The organism is Stenotrophomonas maltophilia group sp. Smal17, assembly GCF_030237045.1.
GTDB lineage: Bacteria > Pseudomonadota > Gammaproteobacteria > Xanthomonadales > Xanthomonadaceae > Stenotrophomonas > Stenotrophomonas forensis.
Window position 1 is genome coordinate 1 of record NZ_JASJSU010000030.1, and the last position, 11,867, is coordinate 11,867.

The following is an 11,867-nucleotide window of genomic DNA, read 5'->3' on the forward strand; positions in this document are numbered from 1 at the left end:
CCAGCGGCCGGCACTCCCCCTGGAGCGTGCAGAACGGCCGTGCAGGCGGAACGATCTGGCCCGCCCTCGTCATCCCACGCTGCAGGCAAGGGAGTATCGTTGTCGCAGCCGCCAGCCCGGGAAGCGACACCCTGCCAGCCGCCGCTTCCCTTTCCCCAACTGAAGTAGTGCGGAGTTGATGCAATGAGCAAAGCTGCAAGCAAGGGTGCCACCCCGGGATTCCGGATCGAACATGACAGCATGGGCGAGCTGCAGGTGCCTGCCGATGCCCTGTGGGGTGCGCAGACCCAGCGCGCCGTACAGAACTTCCCGGTCTCGGGCCAGCGCATGCCGCGTGGTTTCATCCGCGCGCTGGGCCTGGTCAAGGGCGCTGCCGCCGGCGTCAACGCCGAGCTGGGCCACCTGCCCAAGACCGTGGCCAAGGCGATCCAGGTCGCGGCCGCCGAAGTGGCCGCCGGTGACTGGGACGCGCATTTCCCGATCGACGTCTACCAGACCGGTTCGGGCACGTCCTCGAACATGAATGCCAACGAGGTCATCGCCACCCTGGCCAACCGCGCCGGCAAGGCGGGCAAGACCACGGTGCATCCCAACGACCACGTCAACCAGGGGCAGAGCTCCAACGACGTGATCCCGACCGCGCTGCGCGTGTCGGCGGTGCTGGCGGCGCATGAACAGCTGCTGCCGGCGCTGGTGCACCTGCGCAAGACCCTGGACAAGAAGGGCCGCAGCCTGCGCAAGGTGGTCAAGACCGGGCGCACCCACCTGATGGATGCGATGCCGCTGACCTTCGAGCAGGAGTTCGGCGCGTGGTCGGCGCAGCTCGCCTCGGCGCAGGAACGCATCGAGGACAGCCTCAAGCGCGTGCGCCGCCTGCCGCTGGGCGGTACCGCGATCGGCACCGGCATCAATGCCGACCCGCGCTTCGGCGCGCAGGTGGCCAAGGCACTGAAGCAGCAGACGTCGGTCAAGTTCGACAGCGCCGAGAACAAGTTCGAGGGCCTGGCCGCGCAGGACGATGCGGTTGAACTGTCCGGCCAGCTCAATGCGCTGGCGGTGGCACTGATCAAGATCGCCAATGACCTGCGCTGGATGAACGCCGGTCCGCTGGCCGGGCTGGGCGAGATCGAACTGCCGGCGTTGCAGCCGGGCAGCTCGATCATGCCGGGCAAGGTCAATCCGGTGATTCCGGAGGCGACGGTGATGGCCTGCGCGCAGGTGATCGGCCACCACACCGCGATCACCGTGGCCGGGCAGACCGGCAACTTCCAGCTCAACGTCACCCTGCCGTTGATCGCAGTGAACCTGCTGGATGGCATCGGCCTGCTGGCCAATGTGTCCACGCTGCTGGCCGACAGCGCCATCGCCGGCCTGAAGGTGCGCGAGGACCGCGTGGCCGAAGCGCTGGCGCGCAACCCGATCCTGGTCACCGCGTTGAACCCGATCATCGGCTACGAAAAGGCCGCGGCGATCGCCAAGCGGGCCTACAAGGAGCAGCGCCCGGTGCTGGACGTGGCGCTGGAGGACAGTGGCCTGGACGAGGCCGAGCTGCGTCGCTTGCTGGACCCGACCGCGCTGACTGCCGGCGGCATCCAGGCCGGGGGCGGTGGCGCCGGCGGTTGATCGAACGGCGCGCGGACCAAGGTCCGCACCCACCACACGCAGGAACGCCGCCCTCGGGCGGCGTTTTTCTTCAGCGGCGGTCGGCGACGATGTTGCCGAAGGTGTCGGTGTAGTCCTTGAATTCGGGGATGCGCTGGATCAGGTCTGCCGGAATCACCTCCATGCCCTCCGGCGGCTGGATCTTCACCGGCTGCATGTTCGGGTCGGCCGGGGCGGCGACCAGGGTGTTCTGGCGCAGCACCTGCAGCTTGCCGAACATGGTCTGCAGCATCTGCTTCTGCGCGTCGTCCAGCGGAATCTGGATCTCGTCCACCTTCATCGTGCCATCGCCGAGGATGATGATGTTCGGTGCCGGCGGGCGACGCACGGTGACCATGCCTTCGCTGACGGAAATCTTCGGCTTGCCGCGCTCGGCGCGGTGGTTGCGGTAATCCTTGTCACAGCCGACCAGGCCCAGGCAGAGCAGGGCGGCCAGCAGCAGGAACAACTTCTTCATGGCATTCGGTTCGGGGACGTCCGGGGCCGCCATTGTAAGCCCGCCAGCGCAGCCCGGCCGACCGTGGAATGCCAGGGGCGGCCGGGTGCGCTGATTTGACTCACCTGGAGAACGTGGCGCCGTTGTTCTTGCCGCAGTCGTCCACGTCACTCTGGTCCATGGTTGCGTACGGCTTGAACGCCGGCAGTTCACGCGCCAGTGCCTGTTGGCTGGCCAGCATCGCCGGCAGGCGTCCGCAGATGCGCTTGGCCTGGGCCTCGATCTTTGCGGCTTCGGCGTTGATGCGCTTCTCCACGCCTTCGCTGTCGCCGCTGAAGATGCCCTTCAGTGCTTCACCGGCCGCATTGGCTCCCAGCTTGGCGCCGGCCAGGCCGATATCCATGCCGTCCATCGCGATGGCTACAACGTGGCCACGGTATTCCTGCAGGTGGCGGCGCTGGGTGTCATTGGCGGTGATTTCCTTGCCCGCGATCAGCAGGCGGCCATCCGGGGTGATTTCAGCGCGTGGCTGCTGGTCGGCGGAGATCTTGATGTTGCCCTCGGTGATCTCCTTGTGGGCATCGTCAATGGCTTGCTTGACCGTATCGCCGACACCGCTGGTGGCTTCGGCGACGCTCTTGCCGACGGTCTGGTCAGGTGAGGAGGAAGTGCCACCGCAGGCGATCAGCGGCAGGCACTGCAGGGTGGCAGGCAACAGGCGCGACAGCTTCATGATGGTCCCCTGGAGGTGTCTGGAAGAGGTTACTTGCCGCGCGGCAGGGTGACCCTGCCACTGACGTTGCGGTGCTCGACATCGCCGCTGCCGCTGTGGTCGACGGTCAGGCTGCCGCGCACGCCGTCGACCTGGATGTCGCCCGAACCGTGGCTGCGGACATGCACATCGCCGCCGATGTCGGCCAGGTCGACGCCGCCGGAGCCGACCACGCCGACTTCAACGCTGCCCTGCACGCGCTTGAACTCGATGTCGCCCGAACCGACGGTATCCAGCCGGGCATTGCCGCGCACATCGCTGATCTTCAGGTCGCCGGAGCCGACCGTGCCGGTGCTGGCGTTACCGCTGATATTGCGCACATTGACGTCGCCGGAGCCCAGCGACAGCAGGTTCAGCGAACCACCGCCATCGATGTTGAGGTCGCCCGAACCCACTGCCGCATGGATGTCGCCGCGGGTGCCGCGGGCCACCGCATCACCAGAGCCGACATCCACGCTGAGCGACTGTGCGTTCTCCACGCTGGCGTCGCCGGAGCCGACCTTGAGCTGCAGCGGCAGGTTGTCCGGCACGCTGCCGCGGATATCCAGCCAGGCGTAGCTGTTGCCGAGGCTGATGCCGCTGTTGCGGCCCTCGCGGCGCAGGCTTACCACCAGCTTGTCGCCCTCCTTGCGCTGGTCCAGCACCAGCTGATCAAGCCACTCCTGGCTGGAGGCACAGGCACGACCGTCAAGCTGGCCGCCGCCCTTGCTGGCGACGATCTTCAGGTCATGCTGGTTGACTTCGAACACCACCGCCCGGGCACCGGCCACATCCAGCTTCAACGTGCGCGCAGCAGTGAACTTGCAGTTCGGGGCATCGGCAGCGAGTGCCGACAGCGGCAACAGCAACAACGCGGAACAGGCGAGCAGGGAACGCATGGGTGGTGCCTCCAGGTGGATGGAATCAGATCTCGCCGGCGCGCTTGCGCAGGCGGATGGCGAGGAAGATGAACACTGCACCGACGGCGGCACCGATCCACAGTTCCGGCATCGCCAGCGATTTCAGCTGCGAGGCCGGCGACATCAGGCCAACCACCGATTCGAGATCGCGACGCGAACCTTCACCGGCGCTGAGGCGGTACACCAGGTCCATGCCCGGAACGGCACCCAGCAGCAGGCGGCCAACGATGTTCTGCCAGAACCAGCCGGTGGTCAGCCCGATCAGCGGCATGACCTTGGTGGTGCTGATGATGACGCCGGCGAACAGTGGCAGCATCACCGCCCACAGGAACGGCTTGGTGCGCGCCCAGGCCGAGCACAACAGCAGCCAGCCGGCGGTGGGCAGCGCCCACAGGGCGTAGACCGGGATCCAGGCCAGGTGGCCGGCGGCCAGGGTCAGCGGGCTGGCCGGCCCCCAGATCAGCGTCATCGGGCTGCCGCCGTGGGCCAGCGCAACGAGGCTGATCACCAGCATGAAGCCGAACATGGTGATGATGCCGGCGATCACGGCAATCAACGGTGCGATGATCAGTGCACTGATCACCTTGGACAGCACGGTCTGGGTGTCCGACAGCGGCAGCGACTTCCAGAACAGGATGCTGCGGTCGCGACGGTCGTCGTAGAGCGCGCCCAGGCAGTAGAAGAACACCACGAAGGCCAGCACCAGGAACGGCCAGGCCGAGCTGAGCACCAGGGTCAGGTCGAGGCCGTTGCCAAGGTCGGCCAGGTCCTTGCCATTGATGTTGCGGGTGAGCAGTGCCAGGTCCAGGCCATTGACGTTGACGCTTTCGCCATCGACATGCAACCCGCCACTGCGTGCCGCGCGGTTCAGCGCGAACAGGCCGAAGGCGATGCCGATGCTGCTCATCACCAGCGAGATGAGGCCGGCGATCAGCGGCGCGTAGAGGAAGCCGCCGCGGTTTTCCCAGTACTCGCGCTTGAGCAGCCAGCGCAGGGTACCCAGCGGGCTGACGGGGTGGTTGACGGCATTCATGCGTAGGTCCCCTTCATGATGGCGACGAACAGGTCGGCCAGGCCCGGGATGCGGGTCTCGCCAAGGGTCGAAAGCTGGTCGCGTGGTACGCCATCGAACAGCATCACGGTCTTGCCGAACGCCAGGCTGCGCTCGTCGATCGGCTTCAGCGCGCGGGCGGTTTCCAGCTGGTCGGCATTGACCAGCAGCTCGGTGTAACGCTGGCCGACGTCGTCCATTTCCGCATCGAGCACGATGCGGCCATCGCGGATGAACATCACGTCGCTGAGGATGTGCTCGATCTCTTCCACCTGGTGGGTGGTGACGATGATGGTCTTCTGCTCGTCGAAGTAGTCTTCCAGCAGGCGCTGGTAGAACTCCTTGCGGTACAGGATGTCCAGGCCCAGGGTGGGTTCGTCCAGCACCAGGATGCGGGCATCGATGGCCATCACCAGTGCCAGGTGCAGCTGCACGATCATGCCCTTGGACAGTTCGCGCACGCGCTGCCTGGGCTGCAGCTTGGTGTTGGCCAGGAAGCGCTCGCAGCGGGCGCGGTCGAAGCGCGGGTGGACGCCGGCCACGAAATCGATCGCCTCGCGCACCTTCAGCCAGCGCGGCAGCACGGCAACGTCGGCGATGAAGCAGATGTCGTTCATCAGCTCGTCGCGGTGCAGCCGCGGGTCGCGGCCGAGCACATTGAGTTCGCCTTCCACCGAGGTCAGGCCGAGGATGGCCTTCAACGCAGTGGTCTTGCCCGCGCCGTTGGGGCCGATCAGGCCGACGATGCGCCCGCTCGGAATGCTGAAGCTGGCATTGTCGAGGGCGACCGTGGTCTTGTAGGCCTTGCGCAGGCCGCGGGCGGTGATGACCGATTCGCTTGCAGTGCTATTCATCAGACTTTCCCCTGGGGCAGCAATTCGTCGAGGCTCAGGCCCAGGCGCTGGATGCGCTCCAGCACCGCCGGCCATTCTTCGTTGAGGAAGCGGTCACGCTCGCTGCTGCGCAACTGCGTGGCCGCCTGCTCGGTCATGAACATGCCCAGGCCGCGGCGCTTCTCGACCAGGCCTTCATCGGCCAGTTCCTGGTAAGCGCGCGAAACGGTGATGGGGTTGAGTTGATAGTCGGCGGCCACCTGGCGCACCGAAGGCAGGGCATCGCCCGGCTTGAGGATTCCGTCGAGCATCATGGCGATCACACGCTCCTTCAACTGACGGTAGATGGGAGCGCCGTCGCTCCACTGGATGTCGCTCATATTCAGCTCCGTGGGGTCAGCGGCTGGGCGAACGAGAAATACGGCATGGACAGGGAGCTGTGCAGCCGACGCGGGGGAGGGGGGGAGGAGTCGGCGTTCCCTGCCGGCGAAGCGGTTGTGTCCTGTGCACTGCCGGAGGGCAGTGCGGTGGCGGGAGAGGCGGGCACGGCCAGCCAGGTGAGCACGAGCAGGGTGGAAACTGCAGTGACCGCAGGCGCGGTGAGCGTGCGACGCATCCGGGTGTTCATGGCTTCCCCCTGTCTCAGGTGACTGGTGTTGTATGCAACTATAACACCGGCACGCCGCCGTGCAAGTCCTTGCCGGCCCCAACTGATGGCAGGGGTGGTCATATCGCCGAAATATCCCATCAAGCAGTTGATTCTAAAGAGAAATAAATCTGTCGTGCGGCGAGGGGGCGATCGGGCTTCCATTCAGTGATGTCCATGCCATGTCATCACTGCGGTGCGCCGGCAGGCTGGGCCAGGCAAACGCCATGCCGCGCAAAGCCATCCGGGGCCTGTGCCATCAGGGCGGCAGGGGCCCGGTGCTATAGTTCGGCCGATTCCCGGCCGGTAGCGGCCGGGCCCTGTGAATGGCTACCGCGGACTGTTCCTGATGCCTCTGTCGACCGTTTCCCCGCGCCGCATGCGCGGCCTGTCCCTGCTGGTCCTGATCGTGGCCGGTGTTGCTGGTTCGGCCAGTGCCCTGGCGGCCGATCTGCTCGACCTCGAGTACCGGCCGCTGGCCAGCAAGCAGCAGGTCAACCTGCAGCAGCGCTACCACGGGCAGGTGCTGCTGGTGGTCAACACCGCCAGCAAGTGTGGCTACACGCCCCAGTACGAAGGCCTGGAGGCGCTGCAGAAGCGCTATGCCGGCCGCGGCTTCGCCGTGCTCGGGTTCCCGTCCAATGATTTCAAGGGCCAGGAGCCGGGTGACGAAAAGCAGATCCAGGATTTCTGCACGCTGACCTATGGCGTCAAGTTCCCGATGTTCGAGAAGGTGCACGTGGTCGGGGCCGAGGCCACGCCGCTGTACCAGCGGCTGACCGCTGCGACCGGCGTCGCGCCGGGCTGGAACTTCCACAAGTACCTGGTCGGCCGCGATGGCAAGGTCATCGCCCAGTTCGCCAGCAAGGTCACGCCGGACGATCCGCAGCTGACCGCGGCCATCGACAAGGCCCTGGCCGCAGCGGCCACGCATTGATATCCGCCACGCATGCCTCGACATCTCCGGCATGCGTGCGACAATGTTTCTTTTCGCGCCGACGTCGGCGCCCAGACACTTCCAGGAATGCAGCGAATGAAGATGGGAATGCGCGGCGCCGCGGCGTCGGTTCTGATTCTGGCGATGGGCACTTCGGGTGTCGCTCTGTCGCAACAACCGGCTGCCCCCGCAGCCGCCAAGGAGACCGCAACCTTGAATTCCCCCAAGCAGAAGCTCGGCTATGCCATCGGCCTGGACGTGGCCAAGTCGTTCACCCCGATTGCCGATGAGATCGACGTTGCCGCCCTGCGTACCGCGGTGGAGCGTTCGTTCGAAGGCCTGCAGCCGCAGATCACCCAGGAACAGGCCAAGGCCACCGATGCCGCCCTGCGCCAGGTCGTGATGGCCCGCAGTGGCCAGCAGGTACCGGGCGTTGCGCCGGGTTCGCAGCCGCCGAAGGTCGATCGCGTCAAGGTGTCGCAGATGATCGGTTCGTACTCGGTCGGTCCGTCGCTGGCGCAGCTGAAGGACGACATCGACGTCGCCTCGCTGTTTGACGCGATCAGCACCGGTCTGAACAAGGGCCAGCCCAAGATGACGGAAGCTGACGCGACCGCCACCATCCAGGCCTTCATGGGCAGCAAGCAGGCTGAAATGCAGGCCAAGGCCGCCGCCGCCGCCCAGACCAACCGCGAAGAAGGCAATGCCTTCCTGGCCAAGAACAAGACCCAGCCGGGCGTGGTGACCACCGCGTCGGGCCTGCAGTACCAGGTCATCCGCCCGGGTAGCGGCGAGCGTCCGCTGCCGAGCAGCAAGGTGCGCGTGAACTACGAAGGCAAGCTGCTCAACGGCACCGTGTTCGACAGCTCCTACGGCCGCCAGCCGGCCGAGTTCGGCCTGGACCAGGTGATCAAGGGCTGGACCGAAGGCGTCGCGCTGATGCCGGTGGGCTCGAAGTACCGCTTCTGGATTCCGGGCAACCTGGCCTACGGCGAAAACGGCACCCCGGGTGGCCCGATCGGCCCGAACGCAACTCTGACGTTCGACGTCGAGCTGCTGGGCGTCCTGCCGTAAGCGACCACGGAGCCTGCACGGACATGCGCGTTGCGATTTTCGGTACCGGTTATGTAGGGCTGGTGACCGGCACCTGCCTGGCCGACGTTGGTCATCAGGTGGTCTGCGTCGACATCGACCAGGCCAAGGTCGATGGCCTCAACCGGGGCATCATCCCGATCTATGAGCCGGGCCTGGAGCCGATGGTGAAGGCCAACCATGCCGCGTCGCGGCTGGCGTTCACCACCGATGCCGCGGCCGCCATCGAGCATGGCCAGGTGGTGTTCATCGCGGTGGGCACGCCGCCGGACGAGGATGGCAGCGCGGACCTGCAGTACGTGCTGGCCGTGGCCCGTACCATCGGCCGGCACATGAGTGTGCCGACCGTGGTGGTCAACAAGTCGACGGTGCCGGTCGGCACGGCCGACAAGGTGCGTGCCGCCATCGCCGAGGAACTGGCCGCACGTGGCGCGGACATCGCCTTCGACGTGGTGTCCAATCCGGAATTCCTGAAGGAAGGCGACGCGGTCGCCGACTGCATGCGCCCGGATCGCATCATCATCGGGGCGACCAGCGAAGAGTCGGTGGCGGTGATGCGCCGCCTGTATGCGCCGTTCAACCGCAACCACGACCGCGTTGTGGAAATGGACGTGCGTTCGGCCGAGCTGACCAAGTACGCGGCCAACGCGATGCTGGCGACCAAGATTTCGTTCATGAACGAAATCGCCAACATCGCCGAACGCGTCGGTGCCGACGTCGAGCAGGTCCGCCAGGGCATTGGCTCGGACCCGCGCATCGGCTGGCACTTCATCTACCCGGGTGCCGGCTACGGCGGCTCGTGCTTCCCGAAGGACGTGCAGGCACTGGCCCGCACCGCCCAGCAGCATGGCCTGGAGCCGAAGCTGCTGAACGCGGTGGAGGCAGTCAACGAATCGCAGAAGGGGCATCTGTTCGCCCTCATCCAGCGTCACTACGACAGGGGCGAGGATGAAGGCGTGCGCGGCAAGACCTTTGCCGTGTGGGGCCTCGCATTCAAGCCGAATACCGACGACATGCGCGAGGCATCCAGTCGCCGCCTGCTGGCACAGCTCTGGGAAGCGGGCGCCACCGTGCGTGCCTACGACCCTGAAGCCATGCATGAATCGCAGCGGATCTTCGGCGAGCGCGACGACCTGGTGTTCTGCAGCAGTGCCGATGACGCGCTGCAGGGGGCCGACGCGCTGGTGGTGGTGACCGAGTGGAAGCAGTTCCGCAGCCCCGATTTCCAGAAGCTGCGCGAGCAGCTGAAGGACGCGGCGGTGTTCGACGGGCGCAACCTGTATGACCCGGCTGAAGTGGAAGCGGCAGGCCTGGCCTACTACGGCATCGGCCGGGGGCGCTCGCTGCATGTCTGATCTGCTGCCGACCGAACGTGAGCAGGCGCTGGAAGCGCGCCTGGTCGAGCTGGAAATGCGCGTGTCCTTCCAGGAACAGGCGCTGGCCGAACTGAGCGATGCGCTGGCCGATGCCCGCATGCAGGGCATGCGCAACGCCGATGTGTTGCGCGTGCTGCTGGAAGACCTGGGCAAGGTCCGCAACGCACTGAACTCTTCCGATCCGGCGAGCGAACCGCCGCCGCCGCACTACTGATCCGAACCCTATGAGCGATACCCTCCGCGACCAGCTGATGGGCCTGGGCTTCAAGCCCGCCCCCAAGCCCGAGCGCAAGAATGATGGCCCCCGCCGCGATGGCCGCCCGCAGGGCAAGGGTGGCAATGGCAATGGAAAGCCGCAGGGCGCTGGCAAGGGCGAACACAAGCCCGGCGAGCGTCGTGGCCATGGTCATGGCGGCGCCGGCAAGCCCGGCCCGTCGCGTGGCCCCGGCCAGCAAGGCCCGCGCAAGCCGCGCAGCGCCGAAGAGATGGACCTGGCCAAGGCCTACGCCATCCGTGCGCAGAAGGAAAAGGAAGAGCGCATCGAGACCGAGCGCCTGAAGCAGGAAGAAGCACGCGTCCGCCGCGAGGCGAAGGCAAAGCTGGAAGAACTGCTGAAGGACAAGAGCCTCAATGCCGAAGCGGCGGACATTGCCCGCCACTTCCCGTATGGCGGCAAGATCAAGCGCATCTACGTCACCGCCGAACAGCTGACCGCACTCAATGCCGGTGAACTGGGCGTGGTGCAGCTCAATGGCCGTTACCTGCTGGTGACCGCCGAGGTGCTGGCACAGTCCGAAGCGGTGTTCGCCGCGTCGGTCGCGCTGAAGGTCGACCCGAATGCGCCCGCCGAGGAAGATCCGTACGCGGATCCGCAATACCAGGTGCCGGACGACCTGGTCTGGTAAGCGGAACTGCAGGATGAGGAAAACGCCGGGCATTGCCCGGCGTTTTCGTTACGGGGCGTGCACGGCGCTGCGGCGCGCGCGGATCAGCGGCAGGCTCAGCGCGAAGAAGCACAGCAGCGCACCGACCAGAGCGAAGCCACTGCCGGCCAGGAATGCGGTGCGGCCATCATCGATTTTCCACAGCTGGCCGGCGATGAGTGCGCCCAGCACGCCGCCGACACCGGACGAGAAGCCGTACAGCAGGCCCTGGCCATGGCCATTGAGGCGGCCGGGGAAGTAGGTTGCCAGCATCTGCATCGCGGCCGCGAAGAAGGCAGCAAAGCCCAGCGCGTGTGCGCTTTGGGCGACCAGCATCACCGGCAGGTTTTCCGGGAACAGCGCGGTGACGGCCCAGCGCAGGCAGGAACTGACCAGGGCGATCAGCAGCATCCAGCTGGCGTCATAGCGGCGGAAGAAGCGGCCGATGGTGAAGAACACGCCGACTTCGAACACCACGCCGACGGTCCACAGCAGGCCGAGCGTGGAGGTGCGATAGCCATGATGGTCCATGTAGACCGAGAAGAACGTGTAGTACGGCCCGAACGACAGCTGCTCCATGAACGCGGCCAGGAAGAACGCCAGCACCGGCGGGCGCCGTACGATCTGCCAGAAGCCGCTGGCGTCGCCCGCGGCCTTGCCGATGCCGCGCGCATACTGGTTGCTGAAGGCCGACGCCACCAGCAGGACGAACAGCGGCAGCATCATCCAGGGCAGCAGCCCGGCACGGCTGGCCGAGCCGTCACCTTCGATCAGCCAGCCGAACAGGGTGACGATGGCGATGAAACCGAGCGATCCCCAGACCCGGATCAGCCCGTAGCGATGGCTGTCGCTGCCGAGGTGGGTGAGGGTGATCGATTCGAACTGCGGCATCACCGCGTTGTAGAAGAAGCAGAACACCACCATCGCCGGGTACATCCATGGCTGCGGCAAGGGCAGCAGGAAGGCGGCAAAGCTGAGCAGGGTCAGTACGCAGCCGATGCGCAGCAGGCGGATCGGTCGTGGCGAAGCCGCTGCCAGCGAGGTCCAGGTGCTGGGCGCGACCACGCGGGTGGCGTACCACAGCCCCATCATCACGCTGATCGCGGTCACGCTCATGCCGCGCGCGGTCAGGAACAGGCTCCAGTACGGAGTGAACGCGCCGAGCGCCGCGTAGTAGAACAGGTAGAAGCTGGAGAGGCGGGCAACGGGAACGGTCATCGCGGAATGATGAAGCAAAAAG

Annotated in this window: 13 protein-coding genes; 6 read left to right on the forward strand and 7 right to left on the reverse strand. The window is 66.2% G+C overall.

What is annotated here, in order from left to right; translation table 11 throughout:
* The first annotated feature begins 183 nt into the window (after positions 1-183).
* Positions 184-1,623, forward strand: a complete 1,440-nt coding sequence (locus QRO93_RS10070) for an aspartate ammonia-lyase (protein ID WP_053512163.1) — start codon at positions 184-186, stop codon at positions 1,621-1,623.
* A 70-nt stretch (positions 1,624-1,693) separates the two neighbouring features.
* On the opposite strand, the gene QRO93_RS10075 is transcribed toward QRO93_RS10070, so the two are convergent.
* From QRO93_RS10075 to QRO93_RS10100, 6 genes are all read right to left on the reverse strand, one after another.
* Positions 1,694-2,119: a hypothetical protein gene (locus QRO93_RS10075; RefSeq protein ID WP_053451349.1), complete on the reverse strand. Its 426-nt coding sequence runs from the start codon at positions 2,117-2,119 to the stop codon at positions 1,694-1,696.
* Positions 2,120-2,219: 100 nt separating this feature from the next.
* Positions 2,220-2,831: a DUF2884 family protein gene (locus tag QRO93_RS10080; RefSeq protein ID WP_285304146.1), complete on the reverse strand. Its 612-nt coding sequence runs from the start codon at positions 2,829-2,831 to the stop codon at positions 2,220-2,222.
* Between the two features lie 29 nt (positions 2,832-2,860).
* Positions 2,861-3,748 (reverse strand): DUF4097 family beta strand repeat-containing protein, encoded by an 888-nt coding sequence (locus tag QRO93_RS10085; protein WP_049458772.1) that lies wholly within the window; start codon positions 3,746-3,748, stop codon positions 2,861-2,863.
* Positions 3,749-3,773: 25 nt separating this feature from the next.
* Positions 3,774-4,802 carry an ABC-2 transporter permease gene (locus QRO93_RS10090; protein ID WP_008266780.1) on the reverse strand — a complete coding sequence of 343 codons (1,029 nt, stop codon included), beginning with the start codon at positions 4,800-4,802 and terminating at the stop codon, positions 3,774-3,776.
* Positions 4,799-5,674, reverse strand: a complete 876-nt coding sequence (locus QRO93_RS10095; protein ID WP_006453096.1) for an ABC transporter ATP-binding protein — start codon at positions 5,672-5,674, stop codon at positions 4,799-4,801. Before QRO93_RS10095 ends, QRO93_RS10090 begins: the two co-directional genes overlap by 4 nt.
* Positions 5,674-6,033 (reverse strand): GntR family transcriptional regulator, encoded by a 360-nt coding sequence (locus tag QRO93_RS10100; protein ID WP_006453095.1) that lies wholly within the window; start codon positions 6,031-6,033, stop codon positions 5,674-5,676. The genes QRO93_RS10095 and QRO93_RS10100 overlap by 1 nt, the downstream gene beginning before the upstream one ends.
* Before the next feature lie 615 nt (positions 6,034-6,648).
* On the opposite strand from QRO93_RS10100, the gene QRO93_RS10105 reads away from it, so the two are divergent.
* The 5 genes from QRO93_RS10105 (at position 6,649) to QRO93_RS10125 (ending at position 10,609) form a co-directional block, all read left to right on the forward strand.
* Complete coding sequence (locus tag QRO93_RS10105) at positions 6,649-7,236, forward strand: glutathione peroxidase (RefSeq protein ID WP_164086344.1); 588 nt, start codon at positions 6,649-6,651, stop codon at positions 7,234-7,236.
* A 96-nt stretch (positions 7,237-7,332) separates the two neighbouring features.
* Positions 7,333-8,310, forward strand: coding sequence for an FKBP-type peptidyl-prolyl cis-trans isomerase (locus QRO93_RS10110; protein ID WP_053450241.1), 978 nt, complete (start codon positions 7,333-7,335; stop codon positions 8,308-8,310).
* A 23-nt stretch (positions 8,311-8,333) separates the two neighbouring features.
* A complete protein-coding gene (locus QRO93_RS10115) occupies positions 8,334-9,683 on the forward strand; it encodes a UDP-glucose/GDP-mannose dehydrogenase family protein (protein ID WP_164086343.1) in 1,350 nt (449 codons plus the stop codon).
* Positions 9,676-9,918: a SlyX family protein gene (locus tag QRO93_RS10120; RefSeq protein WP_005410256.1), complete on the forward strand. Its 243-nt coding sequence runs from the start codon at positions 9,676-9,678 to the stop codon at positions 9,916-9,918. The genes QRO93_RS10115 and QRO93_RS10120 overlap by 8 nt, the downstream gene beginning before the upstream one ends.
* Before the next feature lie 10 nt (positions 9,919-9,928).
* Complete coding sequence (locus QRO93_RS10125; RefSeq protein ID WP_053450239.1) at positions 9,929-10,609, forward strand: DUF2058 domain-containing protein; 681 nt, start codon at positions 9,929-9,931, stop codon at positions 10,607-10,609.
* 48 nt (positions 10,610-10,657) lie between these two features.
* Here QRO93_RS10125 and QRO93_RS10130 read toward each other — a convergent pair whose 3' ends face one another.
* Positions 10,658-11,845, reverse strand: coding sequence for an MFS transporter (locus QRO93_RS10130; protein ID WP_053450238.1), 1,188 nt, complete (start codon positions 11,843-11,845; stop codon positions 10,658-10,660).
* Between the last annotated feature and the right edge of the window lie 22 nt (positions 11,846-11,867).